General features: G+C 46.5%; 20 protein-coding genes and 1 pseudogene. 9 read left to right on the top strand and 12 right to left on the bottom strand.

The features are described from left to right. Position 1: 1 nt before the first annotated feature. The 5 genes from rtcA (at position 2) to QNM19_RS04850 (ending at position 7,575) form a co-directional block, all read left to right on the top strand. The gene (gene rtcA, locus QNM19_RS04830) at positions 2 to 1,048 is read left to right on the top strand and encodes an RNA 3'-terminal phosphate cyclase (protein ID WP_049864486.1); all 1,047 of its coding nucleotides are present in this window, start codon (positions 2 to 4) and stop codon (positions 1,046 to 1,048) included. A gap of 3 nt (positions 1,049 to 1,051) precedes the next feature. Next, the gene (locus tag QNM19_RS04835; protein WP_049864487.1) at positions 1,052 to 1,276 is read left to right on the top strand and encodes a DNA polymerase beta superfamily protein; all 225 of its coding nucleotides are present in this window, start codon (positions 1,052 to 1,054) and stop codon (positions 1,274 to 1,276) included. Between the two features lie 296 nt (positions 1,277 to 1,572). Next, positions 1,573 to 3,588 carry a tetratricopeptide repeat-containing sensor histidine kinase gene (locus QNM19_RS04840; RefSeq protein WP_049864488.1) on the top strand — a complete coding sequence of 672 codons (2,016 nt, stop codon included), beginning with the start codon at positions 1,573 to 1,575 and terminating at the stop codon, positions 3,586 to 3,588. Between the two features lie 340 nt (positions 3,589 to 3,928). Further along, complete coding sequence (locus QNM19_RS04845) at positions 3,929 to 6,157, top strand: M14 family zinc carboxypeptidase (RefSeq protein WP_284026407.1); 2,229 nt, start codon at positions 3,929 to 3,931, stop codon at positions 6,155 to 6,157. A 359-nt stretch (positions 6,158 to 6,516) separates the two neighbouring features. Continuing rightward, complete coding sequence (locus QNM19_RS04850; RefSeq protein WP_049864491.1) at positions 6,517 to 7,575, top strand: hypothetical protein; 1,059 nt, start codon at positions 6,517 to 6,519, stop codon at positions 7,573 to 7,575. 30 nt (positions 7,576 to 7,605) lie between these two features. Here the strand turns inward: QNM19_RS04850 and QNM19_RS04855 are convergent, their stop codons facing one another. The 3 genes from QNM19_RS04855 to QNM19_RS04865 form a co-directional block, all read right to left on the bottom strand. Then, positions 7,606 to 7,962: a gamma-glutamylcyclotransferase family protein gene (locus tag QNM19_RS04855; protein ID WP_049864492.1), complete on the bottom strand. Its 357-nt coding sequence runs from the start codon at positions 7,960 to 7,962 to the stop codon at positions 7,606 to 7,608. A gap of 165 nt (positions 7,963 to 8,127) precedes the next feature. Next, positions 8,128 to 10,302: a DUF6351 family protein gene (locus QNM19_RS04860; protein WP_284026408.1), complete on the bottom strand. Its 2,175-nt coding sequence runs from the start codon at positions 10,300 to 10,302 to the stop codon at positions 8,128 to 8,130. 62 nt (positions 10,303 to 10,364) lie between these two features. Then, a complete protein-coding gene (locus QNM19_RS04865; RefSeq protein ID WP_049864493.1) occupies positions 10,365 to 11,585 on the bottom strand; it encodes a response regulator in 1,221 nt (406 codons plus the stop codon). A 141-nt stretch (positions 11,586 to 11,726) separates the two neighbouring features. On the opposite strand from QNM19_RS04865, the gene QNM19_RS04870 reads away from it, so the two are divergent. Beyond that, positions 11,727 to 12,221, top strand: a complete 495-nt coding sequence (locus QNM19_RS04870; RefSeq protein WP_284026409.1) for a GAF domain-containing protein — start codon at positions 11,727 to 11,729, stop codon at positions 12,219 to 12,221. A 19-nt stretch (positions 12,222 to 12,240) separates the two neighbouring features. Here the strand turns inward: QNM19_RS04870 and QNM19_RS04875 are convergent, their stop codons facing one another. From QNM19_RS04875 to QNM19_RS04900, 6 genes are all read right to left on the bottom strand, one after another. Further along, entirely contained in the window at positions 12,241 to 13,023 is a 783-nt protein-coding gene (locus QNM19_RS04875; RefSeq protein ID WP_284026410.1) for a substrate-binding periplasmic protein, read from the bottom strand. Between the two features lie 18 nt (positions 13,024 to 13,041). Next, positions 13,042 to 13,779: a substrate-binding periplasmic protein gene (locus QNM19_RS04880; protein ID WP_049863706.1), complete on the bottom strand. Its 738-nt coding sequence runs from the start codon at positions 13,777 to 13,779 to the stop codon at positions 13,042 to 13,044. A gap of 142 nt (positions 13,780 to 13,921) precedes the next feature. Then, on the bottom strand, positions 13,922 to 14,539 hold the full coding sequence (locus QNM19_RS04885; RefSeq protein ID WP_049863707.1) for a hypothetical protein: 618 nt from the start codon (positions 14,537 to 14,539) through the stop codon (positions 13,922 to 13,924). A 157-nt stretch (positions 14,540 to 14,696) separates the two neighbouring features. After that, a complete protein-coding gene (locus QNM19_RS04890) occupies positions 14,697 to 17,132 on the bottom strand; it encodes a TonB-dependent receptor (RefSeq protein WP_284026411.1) in 2,436 nt (811 codons plus the stop codon). A 259-nt stretch (positions 17,133 to 17,391) separates the two neighbouring features. Further along, a complete protein-coding gene (locus tag QNM19_RS04895; RefSeq protein ID WP_049863708.1) occupies positions 17,392 to 18,102 on the bottom strand; it encodes a helix-turn-helix transcriptional regulator in 711 nt (236 codons plus the stop codon). A 57-nt stretch (positions 18,103 to 18,159) separates the two neighbouring features. Next, on the bottom strand, positions 18,160 to 18,477 hold the full coding sequence (locus QNM19_RS04900) for a hypothetical protein (RefSeq protein ID WP_049863709.1): 318 nt from the start codon (positions 18,475 to 18,477) through the stop codon (positions 18,160 to 18,162). Positions 18,478 to 19,171: 694 nt separating this feature from the next. Here QNM19_RS04900 and QNM19_RS04905 point away from each other — a divergent pair. Next, positions 19,172 to 19,651, top strand: coding sequence for a DUF1203 domain-containing protein (locus QNM19_RS04905; protein WP_049863710.1), 480 nt, complete (start codon positions 19,172 to 19,174; stop codon positions 19,649 to 19,651). Positions 19,652 to 19,701: 50 nt separating this feature from the next. Here QNM19_RS04905 and QNM19_RS04910 read toward each other — a convergent pair. Further along, positions 19,702 to 20,203, bottom strand: a pseudogene (locus QNM19_RS04910) (transposase); the annotation flags it as partial. 212 nt (positions 20,204 to 20,415) lie between these two features. Here QNM19_RS04910 and QNM19_RS04915 point away from each other — a divergent pair. Continuing rightward, on the top strand, positions 20,416 to 20,547 hold the full coding sequence (locus tag QNM19_RS04915) for a hypothetical protein (protein WP_284026412.1): 132 nt from the start codon (positions 20,416 to 20,418) through the stop codon (positions 20,545 to 20,547). A gap of 132 nt (positions 20,548 to 20,679) precedes the next feature. Then, on the top strand, positions 20,680 to 21,300 hold the full coding sequence (locus QNM19_RS04920) for a LysE family translocator (protein ID WP_049863713.1): 621 nt from the start codon (positions 20,680 to 20,682) through the stop codon (positions 21,298 to 21,300). Between the two features lie 3 nt (positions 21,301 to 21,303). On the opposite strand, the gene QNM19_RS04925 is transcribed toward QNM19_RS04920, so the two are convergent. Next, positions 21,304 to 21,957: a hypothetical protein gene (locus QNM19_RS04925; protein ID WP_049863714.1), complete on the bottom strand. Its 654-nt coding sequence runs from the start codon at positions 21,955 to 21,957 to the stop codon at positions 21,304 to 21,306. A 34-nt stretch (positions 21,958 to 21,991) separates the two neighbouring features. Further along, positions 21,992 to 23,422 carry an aminotransferase-like domain-containing protein gene (locus QNM19_RS04930; RefSeq protein ID WP_049863715.1) on the bottom strand — a complete coding sequence of 477 codons (1,431 nt, stop codon included), beginning with the start codon at positions 23,420 to 23,422 and terminating at the stop codon, positions 21,992 to 21,994. Positions 23,423 to 23,468 lie beyond the last annotated feature (46 nt).

Here is a 23,468-nt window from a genome sequence, read left to right on the forward strand (position 1 = left end):
AATGCAATTTTTAGAGATTGATGGCGCACAGGGAGAGGGCGGTGGGCAAGTGTTACGAACCGCGCTTTCTTTGTCGATACTGACTAATACACCAATTGAGCTCAACAACATCAGAGCAAATAGAAACAGGCCGGGGCTGTTGCGTCAGCATCTTACTTCTGTGAAGGCTGCACAGCAAATTTGTGATGCTACGACAGAAGGGGTTGAACTAGGGGCGAGCCGGATCCGATTTACACCAGGAAAAGTAAAAGCAGGAGTTTATCATTTTGCGATAGGGACCGCTGGCAGTACGGTGTTGGTATGCCAGACCATTTTACCAGTATTGGCCCTGGCGGATAAGCCCTCAAGTGTCACCTTTGAAGGAGGAACGCACAATGGTATGTCACCCTCTTTGTGTTTTTTTAAAGAGTCTTACCTGCCGGTCTTGAGGGAGATGGGGGTAACCACTCAGACGCAAACCCGCACTCTTGGCTTTTACCCAGCTGGTGGTGGCCACTGGCAATTGACGATTGAGCCTGCAGCGGCTTTTAAGCCTATGGCATTAACGAGCGTGGACGGCCAGGTTGAGTTGCGTCAGGAGCGCTGTGGCTTTAAGGCACTTATGAGTGATTTACCAGACTCTATCGGTCAGAAGGAAATTGCGGCGGCACGAAAAGCGCTGGGTTGGCAAGATGCTGAAAGTAACGTTGAGCAACATCAAACAAATGGTCGGGGTAATAGCTTTCAGATCAAAATCAAAGGTGACCGCAATACTTGTGTGTTCGAGCAAACAGGTGAACTGGGGGTTTCAGCAGAGCGGGTAGCCAAGCGTTGTGCAGGCAGAGTTAAGCAGTTTTTAAGATCCGGTGCGGCAGTTGATGCCTATCTGGCGGATCAGCTCTTAGTGCCAATGGCGTTAGCGGGTGGAGGAGAATTTACCACCACAGAGCCAAGTTTGCACACCAGAACCAATATTACTGTGATCAGGCAATTTCTGGACATTGATATAGATGTACAACAAGAGACAGAGACTCGCTGGAAGATTGTGGTTGGGGCCAAATCCCTTTGATGAATGACAGTAAGCAGAATCGATAAAAACAGCAGTGAACAACATCTGGTTACAACAGCAATAAATGCGGATATCAACGCCGAGATCATGCGCTGTATTGCCGCAGCGGAACTAGAACACGATGTCAAAGTGTTATTCTCCGTTGAATCCGGGAGCCGGGCATGGGTGGTTGCGAGCCCAAACAGTGATTATGACGTACGCTTTATATACGCGCATAAGAAAAAGTGATGGGGCCGGCAATACCTGTAATCAACAGGTTCATCGAATCGGAGTTGGCTCGTCACGAAACCTTTTCGGCGAAAATAGAAAGCGTGAAGTGAATTCCGATGCGTTGAACGAGTTGTTGCGCGCAACTTTTAACAGGCTCGAATACCGATGACGTATAGTGAACCCATATTTAGTTCTGATAACTTCAGCTGGTATTTTTTACTTGAGACTGGGTGTCGTGTGTAGCATGTGGGGTGTTGCACCGGGTTTTCCTGCTATGCTTTGAAAGTTAGGGCAGTTGCGGGAGCGGATGTTTGATGCTGATACGGTGTGTGATCTGGGTAGGGTTATTGGTTAGCAATGCGGTATTGGCTGCATCATTTACAGAAGCGGAGTTTGAACAGATAAGAGCTGAGATCCGCACCACATCAGCGCAGTCACCGTTGGTTGCGATCAAAGTTACAGATGAAATGCTTACCAGGCACGATAAGCAACTTTCAACCAGACAAAAAATCAGGCTACTGTATGGCAAAGCTTGGTTTCAGATCCAAACCGACAACATAGAAGAAGCCATTGTGACGCTGTCTCAGTGCAAAAAAATGAGCGCAGAAGTGTCAGACCCCACCATTTTGTTTAGTTATTACAGTTTGACAGCCGGTGCGCTTACTCGGATGAGCATGTATGAGCGGGCGCTGGAAAACTACCTTGAAAGTTACCGGCTGGCCGGCCTGATGGACACCGAACTGTATCTCAGACAAACCGAAAACAACATTGGCAATGTGTATCTAAAGCTGGGCCGTTTTACGGATGCCAGGGTCTACTTCGAGCGTTTTTATGAGGACGCCAGAGACAGAGAGTTACCGCAACAAATGGGCGTCGGACTAAATAACCTCGGAGAGGCTTACTTTGGTCTGGGAGAGTTTGATAAAGCTCTTGAATTGCATACCAAAAGCCTGGCTCTCAGGGAAGAACACAACCTGACTTATCACAGCTCCTGGTCTCATCATAATTTAGGCAAAACGTACTTGGCGTTGGATAAACCGGAGCTGGCAAAGCAGCACCTGATTGCAGCGGTTGAACTGCGTAAACAGAGCAACGCTGAGGCAGACAGCATTGGTCCTCAGATTGAACTTGTCAGATTGAAAATTGCGCAAGGTGCAAAAGAAGATCTGGTTCCTTTGCTTAATGACGTCATCGCATTGAGTGATAAGTATGAGCGATTTCAGGAAAAAGTCGACGCATACCAGCTGCTGGTTGACTACTATCAGCAGATTCAGGATTGGAAAAACGCGTTACAGGCAGCGGATTTATACATGCAGAGCAAATTTGATTTCCTGCAAAGACAGGCTGAAACCGGTGTGGCATTTTACGCAGCTCAAATGAACCTGGCGATGAAAGAGCGAGATATTGCAAAGCTGACGCAAGAAAATGCGGTGTATCAGCTTCATACTCAGGCGGCGAAAGACCAACTGGTTTTAGTACTGATAGCCGCGATAATCATTGTTGTGTTGATCTTGTACTTTATGCGCAGAATAAAGGCTAAAAATCAGGCATTAACAGAAACCCTGCAAAATCTGAAAGCAACCCAAAAGCAGTTACTGGAATCCGAAAAAATGTCAGCGATGACAACACTGGTGTCCGGGATGGCGCATCAGTTGAATACGCCACTGGGGCTGGTGGTTACTTCTGCATCTTGCCTTGAAGATAAGCTAAAAGAAATCAGTTCTTTACTGAGCGATCAAAAGCTCAGTGCCGGGCAGTTGAAAGCATTTCTGGAAGAAGCCTCTGAGATGCTCACTTTGACGGCAAACAACTCCAGTCGGGCAGCGGAACTGATAGCGCGTTTTAAAATGGTTGCTGCAACGCTCGATGCGAGTGAAGCGGTACACTTCGACGTGCTGGAATACCTTAAGCAGCGCGCTGAGTTGATAGTTCAGAGCCTTGACAAGCCAACAGAGTTGGATGTATTTGGTGAGTCTGTTCAGTTATATTCTCATCCTGAAACTCTGCTCAAAGTGGTGTCTCAGCTAGTAAATAATTCCTGCTCACATGGGTTTATTAACCAGGCCAGTGGTAACATTTCGATAGAAATTATAGACGAAGGTGAAGTCATTAAATTGGTTTATCAGGATAATGGGGTGGGGATCAGTGAAACTGATCAGCAGCAAATGTTCGACCCATTTTATACCAGCCAGCTTGGGCAAGGTAAGCTGGGCCTTGGGTTGAATATTGTGTATAACTCCGTGGTACAGGTGCTAAAAGGCGAAATAAGCTATGTACACCAAAGTGGTGGTGCCAAATTTGTCATTTTAATCCCAAAAGCGCATGCTTAAATGATCAGTCAGGCGACGGCGTTTAGCTGCATGTATTGCCAAAAAACACGCCCATGCGCTTCCTCGTCGGGCAGTCATTCTTCATCCGGACGATGGTGATGTCCGGCTAATTCATCTCCGCAGGGTTGTCGAAGTTTGCCAGTGGCTTAATTCGATACCACAACGATCTTTAGTGTTCACACAAACCCATCTGGATTATTAGTTTAAGTCTACAAGAATAATAAATGAGCATTTTTATATTTCTGTATGTTTACACTTGGGGAGTTGCCTCAAATTAATTAACAAGGAATAAATGTTTGAGCGAGATTTTAAACACTCATAAACAACTGAAGGAAACACTATGAAAAAGAACTTATTGGGTATGCTTCTGCTGAGCACAATAAGCGTAGCGGCCACGGCACATAGCGACCCACACGTAGCAAAATTCCAGGCATCTCCGGCCGATAATCACACTTTATCAACTTATCAGCTCGCCTTTTCCAGCGAAGCCCAAAAAGCGGAATATCTATCCCGGTTTCATACTGCTGTTCTGCAGGTGGCAAATAATTATCTGGTGCTTTCTCTCACTCAGCAGGAGTTTGCTGAGTTACATAGTGCAGGTGCACTTATTTTTTCAAAGCCAGGCGAAAGCAATCTGCCAGAAGCCGCAGTGCAGGGGGCGATAAGCCGTGCGCAAAGCGCCGTGCAGGAGTCCGGGATTCCGAACTTCTCGTGTTACCCCACTTTGGCTGAAACACAACAAATGGCACAGACACTGGCGCAAACTTATCCCGATTTTGTCGAATTGAAGCATATCGGACCATCCTGGGAGAAAAGTCAGGGGCTTGGAGGTCATGACTTGACCGTCCTGGTATTGAAAAACAAAAAGAAAAACAAGTGGCGTAAGCGTCCGGCGTTGTACATGCAGGGCGCTTTGCATGCCCGTGAATACACACCCGGGGCAACCACATTGAAATTCGCCCAGTACTTACTTGAAAACCGTGAGACTAATGCCGACGTTAACTGGATCCTGGATCAACGCGAAATCCACATCCTGCTCATTGCAAATCCAGACGGTCGGGTGCTTGCGGAGCAAGGGCAATTCTGGCGCAAGAACACCAATACAGCATATTGCGCACTGGATGAGACATTACGTGGTGTTGACCTTAATCGTAACTTCGATTTTGCCTGGGCTTCCCCCATTGGCGGCTCGACAGATGACCAATGTGCAGCTACCTTTCATGGGCCGAGTCCCGCATCTGAGCCTGAAACACAGGCAATTCAAGCCTATATCCATGAGCTGTTTAAAGACCGCCGCGGCGATCAATTGACCGATCCTGCACCACTCAATACTCAGGGAGTCTTTTTGGATCTGCATAGCTTCAGCCGTTTTGTGATGTGGCCCTGGTCGAGTGAGCTAACGCCGAGCCCTAACGCGGATCAATTGTCTATGATGGGTCATAGAATGGCGGCTTATAACGGATACTGGGCGTTTCAGACTCAGGAGGTATTTAAAGCCGGAGGCAGTGCTGATGGATATGCATATGGGCAGCTTGGTATTGCATCCTTTACTTTTGAATTAGGCAATGAGTTCTTTGAAAGTTGCGCCAACTTTGAAGGAGAGATCTTTCCAAACAACCTGAATGCACTGATTTACGCGGCTAAAGTTGCAAAACGACCTTATAAACTACCTGCCGGCCCGCAATTTTTTGATTTGCGCTTGCAGGGGGCTGGAGAAGAAGCGGTGCCTGCTGGTACGCCTGTGGAGATAATTGCCACTGTTGCAGATGATCTTTTTGGTCCTTCGCTGACAGGTCAGCTACCACCCAGCCAGGCAATCAGCAAAGTCGAATTGACCATCAAGAAAAAGGGCAAACGTGGCAGGAAACGCATTCTATTGCCTGCAGCCGATGGGGCATTTGATACTGTGAGTGAATCACTCAATTATACGCTGGACACACATCGTTGGCGCAAAGGTCGCTATACATTGACCCTTCGAGCCCAGGATGCGTCTGGTCAGTGGGGGCCTAAATATGCGAAATTCCTGACAATAGACAACGAGGCTATGCCAGGTACTCAGTCGCCTGTGGCTGATTTTATTGCTGATTGTCGAAAAGGTATTTGTGGTTTTGATGGCTCTGCAACGCAGGACGATCGCGATTCACTGACATACACCTGGGTGTTGCAAGGCGGCCAGTTCTTTAGGGTATTTCATGGCGAGCAGGTTGAGATTGAGTACACCCTGGCTGGCGATTACCAACTGACGCTGCAGGTTGATGATAGCCATGGTAATCGTGATGTGAAAGTCGTTCAGCTTGAACTGGATGGAGTGACGCCGCCTGTTGTCCAATTTGACTATCAGTGTACGGGTTTGACCTGTGAGTTTAATTCCTCTGCTTCATACGATCCTGATGGCGAAATCGTAGAGCGTTTGTGGCGTATGGGGAATGAGCCTTACATATCGGGCGCCGAGACGGCTGTGCATACTTTCCCTGCAGCGGGTGAATACATTGTGGTGTTTGTCGCGATAGACAATGATGGTCAATTCAGTCAGGTAGCGCAGACTATTCAGGTAACCAGCAATGAATAACTGAAATACTAAGAGCGCGCGCCAGCGCGCTCTTTAACATTCCGTGTTAGCGCCAAAGTGCCTATTGCGCTGAGGAAAACACCAGTTCATGCGGTTCTGTCCAGCAAGGTTTCATTTGACGGTATTGGTGATGGTATTGCTAAACAAGGTAAATATTATCATTGAACTGTCCCGTCTATTTTACTTACCCAGAGGCACTCCATTGGGCAGAGACAGTTTAAATTGACCTATCATTTAATTACTCGGTATAAAGTTATAGTTTTAAATTAAACATAAACTTAACAAAAGTGTCGTTAGATTGTTGTTTTCATATACTACTTTTGCCTGCGCTAATAACCAAAAAAACAAGGAAAAAGTAGATGAAACAAAACTATAAATTAGCACTTTGCGTGGCCGCTGGCCTGGCTGCTCAATCGGCCAATGCGGGCGAAACAACGCTTAAACTGACTAAACCTTCAGGTAACCCTAATTCACCTCAAAAAGTGCGCACTGTGAATCTGGGCTCAGTGGCAGATAGCTTGTTCTCAGACATGAGACAGCTTGAATTAGAAACTGAAGCGGATATTCGTCGCGATCTGAATAACATGAGCGCTGTAAAATACATTTATAGTGTCGATCTTGATGCAAAAAATATCTCAGCAACCTTCACGGGTACAGATAACTATAAGATCCGCCTGACAGTAGGTAACCTGGGTTTTTATACAAAAGTGAAGTTTGATGGTGTTGGCGTATTTTGCCCAAGTGTCAAAGTTGCCGTTCGTCTTGAAAATCTGAGACCTACAGTTACTTACAACTACTATACCGGTGCGTTGGAAAACATTGATGTTAGCTATGGCCGCGATGTAGATGTCAGTTGTTCTGGTGGCATATTGTCTTTACCTGGTGTTAGCCAGTTTGTTAATTACTTTGCTTCTAATTATGCAACCGCTAAGGCGGATGATTTGATTAAGGCAAATCTAAGACAATTCGCTTCACTGGAAAGACCTGGTGCGCTATTTGGTATGCAGGAAATTCTAGCGGATAGTCGGGTACGCGGTAACGTTGACGCAGCAGAGCGTTATCTGGGTATTGATATCAACAATATCATTGGCAATCTTGTAACTGGTATGAACCTGAATGTTAGCCTAAACAGAGACGCTAACGGTTATAACAAGCACCAGGCGCACATCGGCGTGTACCAGAGTGCACCGACAATTACACCCAGCTGGGGTGGACAATTTAATGCCAGTGCACCAGGTGCGAACCGTATCAGCAAATATGCACTTAGCGGAACGTGGAGCAGCAGCAGCTGGACACCGGGTGTGTTGTATAACAATCAGTTTATCGGTGCTATTGCTTACAACCGAGTCTATGGTGTGCCAAGTTACCTTGCCCAGAAACAGGTGACAATTGGCAACTGTGGTAAGGCTTGCGAGTAATGTTATGTATGGAGTAACAGGCTGAGCCTGTTACTCTTTGAGTATATTAGCACTGTCACTGGCGGTATAGATCCAACAGGTTTTTCCAGACTTTAGCTTAGCTTCCTGCCTGACATAATCTGCAACTTCATAGCTGTCAGCGCGTGCCAGCTCCTGCTGGGTAATAAAAAAGACGGAACCAGCTACCTGGTCGTCAGGATTGGCAGTATAGATCAAGATTGGATGGAGGGCTTTACCGCTACTTTTCAGCACCTCAGGATCTGTAATTCTGACTTGCCCCAGCCGGTAACCAACCAGATAATCTGCCTCACCATCGAGTAGCCGGCCAAAATTATCTAACTGAACCTGAGACTGTTGTAATGTCCCGTATGAAAAAAGTGCTTCCATTAGGAGTCCTTGCGTTTTTGTTTGTACCTTAATTAAATCCATTGGTACTGTAAAGTACCTGAGTACTCTGGCGTGGTGGAAAGGCCCAAATGAGGGCCCGTATTTTATAGCACCATCGCTTTATAGCACCATCGCTGTGTGGTGATGAGCAGATCAATTTACCGATTACAGATCACTGGGTCTGCCAACGTCTCGGCCGGTATAGTCACACACCCCTTCAGGAAAAGTCTTTTTAAGTATATCTAGGTGTGCACGCGCATTAAAAGGCAAGTACCAGCCTTTCTCGATGGCGGTCTCAACACTTACGAGGGCGCATTTGAATAGGTCGCCTGCCCAGCCTCCACCGGCCTGAATGCGGCTTGTGCTAAACATGGGAAAGCGGCTCTGGCACTGACCTTGAGGTTTGTTATTCCACTGTCCGTCAAATACGCTTGAGCCTGCGGCATAGATACTGCCGTCCTCGTTGAAGCAGGTATCCTGTAAAGACACTGGTTTGGCTGCGGCAGCACTGAGCTGCGGATTTTGCTTCATTGTGAGCAACCAGGTATCCATGGCGGCAAAGGCTGCCGTTGTTGGGTTATGATCTTTATGTGCAACCCAGATAACATGATTGTCGCTGTGTCCCTTGTGCTGAGCGATTCGAACGCGGCTGTAAAATGAAGCCGACATGTGATGCATGTCCAGCTCGTTTTCCAGATAGTGGCGGGCATCAATAATCGGTAAGTCGACTTTACCGATGAAGACTTGCCCGGAGCGATAGGCTTGTTCCATAGCGGGAATTGAACCACTATGCCTTGATGCCGGGCCGTCTGATGCCTTGGTGATATTATGATTGCCCCATAAAGTGAGCCATATCGGTATGCGAGTGCCCAGCGGCAGGGCAATTTCTTCCTGGCGCATTTCTGACTGAGGCTTCCAGCCACCAATGTGGTGGTTGATGTGGATAAATTCGTCAAAGCTGATATGGCCCTCGCGCAAAGCATTTAGTCCATACTGTACGCCGACATTGTCCCAGGTACTTTTACCAAACCCTTGTTCGTCGGTACCAAAAATGTGTTTAAGATCCTGCCAGTAACTCCAGCGTGTTTGTGCAATCACTTCGTCAGAGAAAAAAGGGCGTAAAAAGCCTTGTCTGGGATTATTGATAAATGCAGACAGGCCAAAGTAGCCATTGATGCATTCACTATTACCATCCGGGAATGAGGGCGCAAAGCCCGCCATCAGCTGATTGAGGGGTTGTAAAAAACCGGCTTTTTGCGGGAACTCATTTATCGCGTTAAGACCTTCTATTAGTCTTCTTCGCTCCCAGTCTCGCCAGGCTTTCGGGTTGTCTGCGCGAAAGGTAAAGTAGTTATTGAGCAGATCGCAATCCAACGCATAGGTGGTCTGAGTGATCATGTCTGGGTAGCTATAAAGAGGGATTAGCCCATCTAAAATACCCTGGCTATTTTGACCAATCAGGTATTGTGCTAACCCACCTCCTGAGCCTCCAATGCCCACGGTATAAAGTGGCTCGCCGTAGAGGCTGACAAACTGCCGTTTAACGCGCCTGGCGGTGTCTTCTGCCAGCAGCATGTTGTAGGTATAACTGGTTTTATTGCCACTGGAGCTGATCACTGCATAGCCATCCAGTAATTGCTGTGCCTGACGGGTCATCACTCGGGTGGCCTTTTGCCGGCCTTGTCGATAACCTATGCCTGAGCCGCCATTAAATTGATAAATTAATTTTTTGTTCCACTGAGACTGACCTTGCCTGTTGCCAACTTCCTGACGGGAAATGGGCATGACCAGCGTGTAAATAAAACGATTGATAGTGCCTTGTTCTACTCTGAACAGAGGCGACGAGTGGTGAGAGCGGGCTGTCTCTTCATTAAGCCTGACGGCAGAGAAGCTGCCACCTTGTTCAATGAGGGTGAAATAAAACAACTGAGACGGCAGGGAACAGTCTTTGCTGTACCCGATAACCTGCTCGCCACTATAGACTGGGATCCCCAGGCCCTGCTGATTGTCTACCAGAGGTTGGCCAAGTTCTGACTCTTGCGTCATACAAAAAAAAGGGTATTGATTGGGACCTGAGTAGAGGTTGGTCATGGGGCCCGTTTCGCCCAGCGCTATAGGAAACTCAAATGACTCTGCAGGCCTGGGCACATTAGACACATGGGGCGTAAAGTTTAGCAGCGTATTTGCATTCGGCTGCGCGATAGCGTTAATTTGTCGGGTGCTTGCTTCATCATGGTGTGGATAATATCGAAAGACTGCAACAAGGATTGCGCCAAGGATCAAGGTGATCAGAAAAATGAAGCCCGTTTTTTTGCCCATAACTACCTCTGCTGTGATCATTGCTGCTCATAGTATTAAGTGTAGGGCGAAAGCACCAGAGGCATTGTTGTTTATTTGTTATTTCAGTGGACAGGGTTGTTACTGCTCTGAACTTTATCGATGGCTTTAAGAATGGCCAACTTGGTTGAGGGTTTGGTGATATACCCTGTTAAGCCCAGACTTGCCCATTTACGAATGAGCTCTTTGTTGCGGTTGGTAGACAAAGCAATAATCGGTAGTTTTTTGCAATGCTTAAAAGTGCGTATGTTTCTGGTGGTGTTGTAGCCGTCCAGTTCAGGCATAAACAGGTCCATAAACACCATATCAAATTTCTTTTTCCTCAGAAGTTTAATGGCCTCAAGGCCGGTTGTTGCGTATTCGGTAACGTGGTCTTCCTCGCGAAGTATTTTTAGCAGCATTTCTCGGTAAATTTCATTGTCTTCGACCACCAGAATGCGCATTTTTCTGGTTGTTTCCTGTTCAGGGGGCTGCGAAAGGGGTGACGCGGGCTCATGCGCGTCCAAAGTGGGTTTATCCGATTGTGTCTGAGCTGCCACTACACTGCGAGGGACTCGCTTTTCAGTCAGCAAGGCCGATAGTTCTGCGAGAGACACTTGCTTGTCTTTTAGTTGAGATTTAAGGAGCTCGACACTGGCGGTAAGCTGATGCTCCAGCTGTTCCATTAGCGGATTAATATGTTGCTCTTTGAGCTGGTCAAACATTTGTTTTTGCACGTCATTATGTCCCTGTTGTTGGGCAATTTGATCGCGAGTTTGGGCAAAGTTTTCTGCGGATGTAGCCCGATGTTGTGCCACCTCATCGATAAGCCCCCGCAATTTATCATCAATTTTGCCAAAATGTGCTTCCTGCAACTGGGCATTTTTATTACTGCCTGACACTTCATTCAATGCGTTATGCAAAATCATTCTGAAGCGATAATTCTCATACATAGGTTTATGCACAAAGTAGTCGCTAAAGATGTCCTTCATACAACATTTAAAGGCTATGCCTGACTCTTTGTTTTCGCACAGTAGTATATTTTTATGAGGATAATTGAGTAAGCCTTGTTTTGATAACTCGGTATAGGTTTCTATACTACTGGTGACATCATTTTTTGCCATGATGATGATGGCAGGGTTGGCTTCCACAATGAGTTCTGCTGTTTCTTCCCAGTGAAACACAATTCGGTAGGCTTCCGTATGCGCCTCAACAATTTCAATTACGCCTGTCAGCTCATCTGTTTTGTCGCACATAACAACGACCTGAGGTCGACGCTGGGCGTGGTTGGGGCTATTAGCTGTCATTGTGTTCGGCATCCTAGGCACATTCGGGCTACTCTGAGTTTAATCTGTTGTTGGGCTGACAAGTGTTCGTAGTTGCTATTGCACGTGTGCTTAATGCAGTTTGATTATAGTTTAGAAACCACATGTTAATTGGTAAATTGGATGAAAAATCCACCACTTCAGGAAAACGAAACTCTGCGACTGCAAACCCTGTATGACCTAAAGGCGCTTGATACCCTTCCCGATGCAGAGCTGGACAGACTCACCGAATTTGTTGCACACGTATTCAATGTACCAATTGCTTTGATCAGTCTGGTGGATAGCGACAGGCAGTGGTTTAAATCCAGAGTTGGGCTGGATGCCGAGCAAACACACCGAGATATTTCATTTTGTGGCCACGCAATCTGTCAGGATGGTGTGTTCGTTGCTGATAATGCACTGCAGGATGAGCGTTTTTTTGATAACCCTTTGGTAGCAGGAGAGCTGAGTATTCGCTTTTACGTAGGCTGTCCACTCAAGCATCCCAATGGCTGTCAGGTAGGAACTTTGTGTCTGATAGATTTTGAGCCTCGGGAATTTAACGAGCATGATGCCTCAATTTTGGCTCAGGTTGCTGCTGATGTGGTTGAGCGACTGATCAAATTAAGCCGCGAATAGCGCATAAAAGGATGTGTTATTAATATTGATATTGACCCTTAATAGACTGGATCAGGGTATCGGGCAGTGCAGCCATGGCTGCCTCAAGCTGACTGGCAAGACGAGCATTACTATGCCGATAACCTATGTACTGGGGTTCTGAGTGAAAGTCCTGCGCCAGTATCAGTACTGGCAAGTTAAACTTCTTAATCATATGCTGCGCCCATTGCTTATCGACCAATATGGCGTCGACGCGTGCTGTTGCCAGTATGCTAAAAAAGGTTTTTGCATGCTCGTCGTTTTCTTCATAGTAGGAACGTCTGACTAACCGGGCATTGAGTGCTTCTAATTTTCGATATACGGCTTTGGGATAAGGGTATTCTGTTGCCAGCATGATCCTGGGTGTATCAATACGATTGAAATCATTTGTATTTTTTAATCTGTCAGCGGATACAGCCAGACTCAGTTGCCATGATGTTGCTGAGTCTGAAAACGTTTCCAGCCCGTCGGTTTTGTCAACATGCAGCGAAAAGTCGGTACTGCCAAATTTAACATTGGCGATACAGCGTTTGAATGGAAGCTCAGTGAATTCGACGCTACGGTTTATGGATTTAGCCGCAGCTTTGAGCAGGTCAACTTCCATACCACGGGCAACACCATTTTGATCGATAAAACTAAAGGGGCGCCAGCGTTCAAAGCAGACGGTGATTGGTATCGGGTGAATGTCACGTTCAGGTTGTAATGTCCTGGCGGTACTACTCATTGATAACCCAAATAGGGTGATCATAAAAGACGTAATCAGTATTGATTTAAAGCGTGTCATTGGCTCCTCTGGAAAGCGTTAATATGATTGCGGCAAAAACAGTGAAGGTGCATCCCGACGTAAACGTCGCAGTGCCTGATTCATACTTTGAACCCACTGAGCATTTACTTGCTTGTTACAGGCAAACCCCAGGTAGGAACGAGCTAATGGGAGGACGACTCTGTAGTGTGACGGATCGATACCAGCCCGTTTAAACTGAAAGCGGGCGATAATATCGCCATAAGCAATTAAGTCAATTCGTTTAAGCTTGAGCATTTGCACCAATTCAAAGCCTGAGGCCAGAAAAACAAGGTTATCGTTATTGACACCAGACTGGCGCAGTAGCTGGTGGCCAATGTCGTTCTTTACGACGCCAATTTTATAGCTTTTTAGATCTGAGAGATTTGACACCTCGTAGTCGCTTTCTTTGTGACCAATCATGGCCACCTGATTGTCGATCGATGGGCCGATAAACTGGAATATTTTGGCCCGCTCCTGAGTGTAAGTAATAGAAAAAATACAGGTTTTAGGTGAGGTCATGGTCATGCGGTAGGCTCTTGGCCAGGGCACCAGCATGATGTCTCTTTTGTCCAGAGTCCAGCCTAGTTCCCGGTAAATGCCATCCAGAATGCGTATTGATAAGCCTTCTATTTCACCATTGATATGATAATTAAAAGGTGGGTAATCTTCAGTTACCCAGTCCAGATCGGGCGTATCATAGGTTGCGCCGAAGCTTAGCAGTGGAAATAGAGCCAGTAAAAGTACTAACTGATGCATTGCAACTCACCTCATTGTCAGGCTGATGCTGAATTTCAGCAGAGATCTGCAAATCTACATGATTTCAGTATAGTACGTTGAGCGCAATTGCATGGCTTGTTGGCCTTGTGTTGTACAAATTGACTGCAATGCCACGCATGATTTAAGTTGGTTGATATAGTGAAAACACATCACTGGCGCTTCCGCTTGGGTCGGTTTCCAATGGCTTGTTCTGACTGTCTCCAAGCAGGTTGTCGATAGCCGCTTCCAGTTTGGCTTTGAGCTCATCGATTTTGTCTTTCAGTTTGTCTTTTTCATAGTCCGGAAGTGCTTTGTTGTCGTGTATTTCTTGCTCTGTCAGGTTAAGCATGTCAATACGGACTGTGAGTTCTTTGTAGGCCAGAAAGTCAATGCCGAGGTTATTGAACAGCAAGGCTTCGTTGACTTCGTGGGGTTCGACTGTGACCTCGATTGGCATCGCCATGATTTCGTTCATGGTTTCCTGATAGAACTGGATTTGCTGCTGCTTTTCTGGCTGGCTTAAATCAACGCGTTTGTAGGCGTTGTCTTTGGCAGTCTGATAGTAGTTTCTTGCCTGTTCAGAAATACCTTCATAATCAACCCCAACGGAAGCCGCAATATCGTTGTCCGGCTGTGTTCGCTCGGTTGCATTCAGGGCACTGTTCAGTTGCTGTGTGAAGTGCGCCTGTTTGTTTAACTGTGCCTCATGCTGTGATGTGTACTGATTGGCCGAGAAGGCAGTTTGAGGGTTAATCTTCATTCAGTTATTCCTTTGCAATGGTGAGAATAACAAAGCAAAGACTGTACCTAAATTTGTTTTTCTAACGGGATTATCAAAGTTGAAATTGAAAAAGCGAAATGAGCAGGCCCATTTCGCTTTGTGATCTTACTGTGTATCGGGCACATGGCCCGGAGTGTTAGAACTGGTAGTTGACAGATAACTTAACGTTACGCTCGTTACCTGGTAAGCCACCCAGGAACAGGGCTTTGCTGTAATAGCGCTCGTCTGTCAGGTTTTCAATATTCAGCTGGATCTGATACTTGTCACCCTGATAGCGTGCCGCAGCATCCCAGCGTGTATAGCTGTCAATAATAGCGGTAGGCAGACCGAATGATGCTGAGTTTACAGTACGCTCATCCACATAGTTGACACCCAGGCTGACAGTCAGGTTATTAATCACAGTTGCAGGTAGTTGATAGTTCACCCACGCACTGGCCATTTTCTCAGGTACACCTTTTTTCTGCTCAGAGCGCTCTTGCGCACGGATCTCGATTGCATCCTGCCAGGTAGCATTCAGGTTTAAGTCAACCGACTCTGCCAGCGCCAGGTTCAGATCGATTTCTACGCCTTCTGATTCGTCTTCGTCGTCATAGAAGTATTGTGCGACACTGACGTTATACTCAGGATCTTTCGGATCATCGTTATATAACGGGTTGGTGTAACGCAGGTTAGTACGACTGGTTTCAAACCACACAATTGAACCCAGTAAGTCTTCGTCCAGCGCGGTGAAACGGATACCTAAGTCCAGTGATTCCGACTCAGAATCCGGGCGATTTGGTGAAGCAGTTTCATCAGACAAAGCGCCAAGAATACTGTAGGCTGTGCGACCTTTAGCAACATTTACAAATGCTGATAGTTGAGGGTGCACCTGGTAGTTAACGCCAAAGTTATAAGTCATGCCTGAGTCATCTGAGTCCAGCTCTTTACTGGCTTCTGGCGCACGGTCGCTGCCCTTATGCTGATACGCCTGCTCAATGGCAGAGTAGGCAAGGCCTGCACGTACAGTTAATTGCTCCGTCAGATACAAGACTTCCTGGAAGCTGATCCCATAAGCATCCAAAGACTTGTCATAGTTGCTGCGCAATGACGGGTCATAATCCATGATATCGCCGGTTGCCCAGTTCGGGTTGCGAATATCCAAAATATACGGGATTGCATTGTCGCCTTTGGCGCTGTCGGCATCATAAACCGACCAGCTCTTTAGTGCCATTTCACGGTTTTCATAGTTAACGCTGACCAGGTGTTCACCCATAATGCCACCCAGGCTCCAGCCCAGTTGCAGGTCGGCAAAGTATTGCCAGGTTTGTTCCTCTGCAACCTGACGACGATATTCCTGACGACGCGCGGCGAAGGGGTGTAGCTCACCATCAACGACTAAAGGTGCGCGAGGGTCGGCGTTAATAACACCACGGCGATCCCAGTAAACATAGTTATATGCGCCTGTCTGACGGGCAAACTCTGAATCATAGCTGCGCCATAAAACTTGTTGCGTCAGGGTTGAATCGTTATTGATATGCCAGTCGTGGCGAAGCTTGACTCTCAGCTCTTCACCTTCATTAGGTTTAGAAAGTGGAGAGATCAAGTTACCATCGCCCAAATCGTAAGGTCTTAGGCCATCGGTAGCCAGGATTGAAGTTGCAAGCTGTTCGCGTTGCTGTGCAGTCAGTTGAACGCCTAAGTAGTTTTTGCCTTCTTCGTCCATTTGAGCATCGTTTGGTAAGTCTGCTGCACTGATCATACCTGGTGTACCAGAGGTGCTGTCCCAGTTCATGATGCGAACAGGGTCACCAATCGAATCAATTTGCAAAGCATCATCAATATAAGCAGTTGAAAGTAGTAGTTTGTGACTGTCATTTACGTCGAAGCTCAGGCTGGCATAAATTTCGTCTCTGTCTGATTGCAGGTCGCGATAGCCGTCGCTGCGCTCATGATTAGTGACAAGGCGGTACGCCCATTGATCATTCAGGCCACCAGTTGCATCAAAACCAATGCCATAGCTGTTCCAGCTGCCAGCTTTGGCGCTGATCTCTAACGCGTCTTGTTGTTGTGGCTTTTTCTCAACTAAGTTGATTACACCACCGGCTGCACCTATGCCATATAAGCCGGTTGCCGGACCCTTTAATACTTCAATACTTTCAACATTGGTCATTGAGCGGGTTGGGTTAAAGCTGTTACCCAAATCAGCACCGCCGTACATGCCATCATAAGTGTAATTCACACCCAGACCACGGACAGTTAGATTATCACCAATGCCGTAGTTGTTGCCTGCCTGTCCCAGACCACTGACGTTGCGTAGTGCTTCTTGCAAAGTCGTTGCATTTTGTGCTTTGAGCAACTCTTTATCAACAACCACAATGGCCGCCGGCGTTTGCATTAACGCCATGTTAGATTTGGTGGCTGTGCCTGATTCTAGAATTAGTTTGTTGTGTTTGCCGTACACACTAATTTTTTCGATGTTTTCGTCATCGTTTTGAGCAACAACGATTGTGCTGTTAACCGCGGCACCTAACAGGGCGACTTTAACGGCATTGGCCAATAGATTTGGTGACTTCTTTGAGCGAGAGAATTGCATTTTACACTCCATACAACTAAGGAACCCGGCTTCGGGACTGCAGAGGGAGCGCATACTAACAGCGATTTTAAATGATAACAACTCTCATTTGCGTTTAATAAATGTTGCTTGTGTGGCGAATTATTTGATCTGGTTGACTGGCTGAGAATGAATTATTGATAATTTATTAAATAAAAACAATCGAGTAAAAAAAGCACACAGATCAGATGAGTATTTACACTTGTTTGCTACTTAAACTGGATTGGATGGTCATCTGGGGTTAGAGGTCCGTCTGAACCGGGTCATGAGCATATTTGGCCTTAACTAGGGCGATATAGTGCTGCAGGTTCTTTTCTTTAGTGAGTTCAAACGGGTGCGTCAGCAGGGAGATGTCACAGACCCGGTCGAGTCGAAACTCACGGTAATCATTGCGAAGAAGACAATGACCGATAATGGTCCATTTACCACCCCAGTAGACCAGCCCGAGTGGCTCTATGTCGCGTTCGCTATATGCCTCTTTGGCATCTTTGTAGTGTAATCTGACCTGGCGTTTCTGAACCACGGCTTCACGTAATGTACTACTGAACCTCTGATGATCTTCGGTGTGACCAAAGCTGGCGGCAACATAGGGAAAGTCGTCCAGTTGTTGTTTAAGGTGGTCAGGAAGCGCCGCTTCAATTTTAGCCATTGCACTGCTGGCATGTTCCGACAACACAGGATCAGTCCAGGCGCTGGCCATGCGGGTGCCTAACAATAAAGACTGTAACTCCGCAACGGTAAACATCATGGGTGGTAAGTCACACTGTGCTATCAGGTAACCAATGCCAGCTTCGCCTTCGATAGGCACGCCAGAGCTTTGAAGATGTTGGATGTCGCGGTAGATAGTGCGCTCAGACACGTTCAGCCGTTCGGCCAGTTGCTTAGCCGTAATGGCCAGGCGTCGTCCTTTAAGCAGGTTAACCAGCTGAAATAAGCGCTCAGATTTATGCACTATGTTACTCCGTGGAAAAGCCGGGAATTTATCCCGGCATTGATAGGCTGAGTCAGGTTACTCACTGCAAGGGGTTTGCGCAACCACCTCAGTTAATGTGAGTGACAGGCTCTCTTTGTCAATTACTGCCGCAAATTGCTGGCATACCTGCTCGTGCTCAAATGCTTCCTGCACGCGTTTGGCATCTTCAAGGGTATTCCAGTATACAATGTCAGTGTAGACACCGGTTTCAGCATGCTTTGACACAGAGCGGTACAGCAGTCCCGGTTGTGTTTTAACGTAAGCCATAAAGTGTTCATTTTGAATCAGAAAGTCTGCTTCAGTGACGCCGTTAGCCAATTTGAAGGTGGCGATTTCTACGATATTTGTGCTCATGTTTTTGTCTCCTTGTTTAAGTTGGTGACAGTAAAACACGCAGCTTTGTCAGGGAGTGTCAGTAGGTTCTTTTTGGACTAACTACTTTGCTATCAATCTGTTGAATTTCATATTTAGCATGGGTAGTCCTGCAAATGGCTGGAAAAAGCAAAATCACATTAGTAAGAGTATAAATAAACCAATCGATTAATAAGTCACCCCTGAAAAATAGTACTGTATAGTGTGGCGGACTTTTTTTGGATTGTTCTTATGGTTGTGGTGAGGTGGTTGCCCTTAATGTGTAGTAGCCCATATCTGCAAGCTGGAAAGGTTTAGACTTGACTGGCCGTGATGAGTGAGCAACAGACGAGCAAATCTGGGAAGTGCTTTTCTGATTCTCGCCAAAATATTGCTCTACCCAATGCGGTCAGTTTTATGCAGTTCAAGCTTATGAGTAATTGGTTGTCCATTGTCGTAATCAGTAATTTCGAGCATTCTTCTTAAATCAGGTATAACCAGAGTCTTTACCAAGTTATCGTCGGTTGAGATGTAACATTATTTTTATTAGTGTATGATTTACGATAATTTTTGGAGCTTTATTGGTTTGTCTATACAGAGGTCACATCTCACCTTACTAGGCAGCGTATCAGCACCTTACAAGGTAGCGGACCTTGCAATGTCTTACCAATAATCTGTTAGCTATTGAGGGAGTCATATGAAATATAAAATAGTACCTTTGAGATCGGATTTCTTAGATAAAGTTAGAAATGTAGGTATAGACGATCAAAACCAACCTGTAGAAGTATTGCAAGCTAAAGGTGGTGAACCATGTCGAGATGTACTTCGTGGCGCAAAGGCGGGTGAAGAAATAATATTGGCCAGTTATTGTCCTTTCACTAAAGCAGGCCCGTATAAAGAGTATGGTCCCATTTTTGTGTTGGCTAACTCAAAGAGTCAGGAATTTGATGTTAACAAACTGCCATTGCCAGATGGATCAGCAACCGATTATTTGGGTCACACATTTGTATTAAGAGCATACTGTGAAAACGAGCATATATTAGACGCGAAATTGACATCACCAGAACAAGCAGAGTCAGACCTTCAAGAGTTTTTAACCAATGAAAAGGTAAGCTTTGTAATTGCAAGATATGCTGCTTATGGTTGTTACAGTTTCAGAGTTGAACGTGCGGCGTAGCTAACAGGAGACTATGGCGTCAATAACTAAATTTTAGCATTTGGCGCTTCTCACAATGTTCCGTCTCTAAGCATCGAGCTCAAGCTAACGACCATCTTTCTATCACTGGCAATTAGGGCAATTTTTTCGGTTTTCCTGAGGTGTTCAGCCTTTCATGTTGTGCTTTGAAGCGGACGCTTTTGCGATTAACAGGCGCGACACCAACCAGTACAGAGGCTTGTTTGTTGGTCATGTAACCGAGTTCAGGCAAGTTACTGATGATAGAGGCTGTGGCGATTTCCCCGATCCCTTTCATACTTTGTAATAGAGAGTTTTTTGCCTGATATTCAGGGCATGACTCGATCAGATTGATGATTCTTTTTTCAATTTTTTGGATCTGATTTTGACGGCGGTTAGGATCGGTTTTATTGTCATCGCCAATTCTTTGGGCAAAATATGTAGCCTGTTTTTCTCCATGATATGCATCACACGCTGTTGGTTTTTTCTTGCGGTTAAATCGCTGACAAACCGCATAGATTCGGGCTTTAGCTTCGATGGAGGCAGCTTGATAGCGTGTGGTTCACTTTTCTTTGTCAGTTTCATTTTGGCAAAAATGAGCAGATAAATTTAGACCACTACACGGTGGTTGGCAGTTGTCGTGTTCACAAGCATTTATTTCTCTGCATAAAATGATTGGTATGAACTCTCGGTCACACTTTTGGGGTGGATTTAGGGAATGTGATGTCGCTAAAGTACTGAAATATATTCAGTCAGGGAGAGAGGACATGAAAACTGATAAGAACAATAACCCCGTTGATGTGCTGGTAAAGTGGGTCGCTATTGCAGTTGCTACACTATTTGCCTTTAGTGGCATCATTTGGCTGGTCTATATTTTGGTTACAGGCGGTGATGATTGACCCAGGATTGGACATACGCACTGCACGAAAGAATAGACAAGTGTAGAGTTTCGTTGTTTAGGAGCATTAAAACATTGGCCCAGACTATGAGCTCGGTTAGACTATGCGCTTTTTGATGTACGGGATAATGTGATGGAATTAACGGCTTGGTTGAGTCTGGCGTTTATATGTTGTGTGGGAGCTATGTCTCCGGGGCCAAGTTTGGCCGTTGTGTTGCGTTACAGCCTGTATCATAGCGCTCAACATGGTATTGTCGCGAGTTTGTCTCATGGTTTGGGAGTGGGCATCTATGCGAGTTTATCTCTACTGGGTTTAGCTAGTTTGATTGAGCAATTTCCGTTGGTGTATCAGGGCCTAGTATATGCCGGTGCTGCCTATCTCGCCTATATGGGTTATAAGATCCTTACCAGCAAAAGTAGTGGTATTGAGGTCGCTACTGAGCATGATGCAAAGAGCTATGTTGCAGCGGCAAAAGATGGCTTCGCCATTGCCTTCTTAAATCCTAAATTGGCAATTTTTTTCCTGGCGTTGTTTTCACAATTTATCGATCCCGAAGCGCTCACTCTTAAGACCGCAGTGATTATGTGTATGACTGTGTTGGTGATTGACGCGCTGTGGTATTTCTTTGTTTCCGTTGTGACAGCATCAGCCCGAGACCGATTTGACTTGACGGCAAAGCAGGCTGTCATCGATAAGGTACTCGGCTGTACGTTTTTGTTGCTGGCTGCCCGGGTTGTTTATCAAACCATCTAGCGCTTAGTGCCAGTCATGCAACCGGACATAATTACTGACCACAAAGACTTTTAACGTTGGGCTTGCCACGGTGTAATGATCGAATTTCAGTGCCAGTTGATGTGACCCCCGGCTGGCCACTGATGCGATATCCACATGGATACATTGTCCGTTTGGTAGCATCAGACTTGCGCCGCGCACAGTAAACATGTCTTCATACTGGGAAGCGTTGAGCGGGAAAGTACAGATGCGGGCACCAGTGAGTGACAAAGAATCGACATGAAAAGATGCCCGGGGGAAGTTCAGCAATAACCGTACAGACGGATAGGGGGTGAATCGCCAGCTGCGCGGCATGCCATGCCCTTCTACGATATGCGGCAGGTCATCAATAATGGACAGCAGCGTTTGGTGATCCGGATGCCACTGACTGCTATTTTGGCTAAACGCAGGGCTCATTGGCTGAGTTGGAAAGTCAACGATATTGGCTGTTTGCAGATGTGAATCGAGCAGACGCTCAGTTTGGGCGTAACTGGCCTCATGCTGGGCCAGTTCTTCAAGCAGGTCACTGGTAAAAGCCTTTAGCTCATTACACAAATTGGCGTGTGCCTGAAATAAATCGAGCTGAGAGGTTTCCACCACCAGGTGAATATAGTCCAGCTCATCCTGTGTCAGATCCATGATAGTCATTACCGCATAATTCGTAGTTTAAAAATTAAGCAGGTTTTGTACCAGTTTTAGTTTCATCTTTGACTGATTTTTGACACCTAATCTGGATGGCGAGCTGAGTAAAACGAACAAGCTGTGATTCAATTTCTGAGCTCAGGCATTGACCAAAGTTAAGCCGGACATAGTTGTGGTAGAGGTCGGTTGTCGAAAACGCATCGCCACAGAGGATATAAATCTGCTCATCACGCAGTTGTGCCTGAAGTTGCTGAGTATCGACCTGCGGCAACTCAAACCACAATACCAGCCCACCCTGCGGACGGCTTAGTCTGATGTTAGCCGGCAGCAATTGTGCCAAAATCTGGATGTATCGGTTGCATTGTAAGGCAAGCGCCTGGTTGAGCTTTTTCAGATAGCGGGCGTAATGTCCCCGGTTGATATAATCTGCCAGTGCCAGCTGGAGCGGTCGATTACACCCCAAAGAGCGAACCCGGATCAGGTCGCTATAGGTTTGGTGAAAACGTCCGGGTGCACACCAGCCAAGCCTGAATCCCGGCGCCAGTGTCTTGGAAATACTGCTGCACCATATTACCCAGCCGTCTTCATCAAAATGCTTAACAGGCAACGGCGTTGTGCCCGTGTGGCTGAGTTCCCGATAGACATCGTCTTCGATCACCGGGATTTGGTATTGCTTTGCCATCCATGCGAGAGACTGTTTTTGCTGTGTGCTGAGGCTGTGGCCAGTTGGGTTTTGAAAGTTAGCGCTGATCAGACAGGCCGCAATTTTTTGTCCGGCCATGGCGTTTTCTAACTGGACCAGATCTATGCCATTGTGGTTACTTGGGACTTCCAGCACTTGTCTGCCCATTGCGCTCAGTGTATCCAGCAAGCCCGTGTAGCATGGTGAGGGTACTGCTATCACATCTTGTTCTTTGGTCGTGATCTCCAGCGCTGTTTTGACCGCATCCAGACAGCCCTGTGTGATGATCAACGCCTGTTCCTGCAACATAAAGCCTTGCATTTGGAGGTGCTCTGACAGGGCTCGTCTCAATGTTGGCTCACCGAGTGGGTCGCCATAGTTAAACATGCTGAGGTTGCCCCGCATCGTCCGGTTCAGTGAGGCACGTAGTTGTTGCGTATCTATCAGGTTGGCGTCGAGTTGTGCGGTGGCAAACCCCGACCTGAGTCGTCGTGGTGGGCTTTTCGGTAACGTACTGATTTGGGCATCAAATTGTGCGTGTTCAGTGAGTGGTACTGGAGTATGTTCTGAGCAGGGAAAAAAGCCGCGTTTGGGATCTGCGCGAATGTAGCCGAGAGACTCAAGATACCTATAACACGCCAGTGCCGTGGTCATACTGACCTGATGCAGGGCACTTAGCTGACGTAATGAAGGTAATGGCTGATCTTGTGGGTATTCCCCATCGTTCATGGCGCAGATAAACTGCGCTGCTAACACTTTGTATTTTGCCTGCTTGCTCATCTGTTATCTAAAAAATCATATTTTTTGTATCTGTTACCTTTTTTCT

This window comes from Pseudoalteromonas ardens, from assembly GCF_030125445.1.
Lineage (GTDB): Bacteria > Pseudomonadota > Gammaproteobacteria > Enterobacterales > Alteromonadaceae > Pseudoalteromonas > Pseudoalteromonas ardens.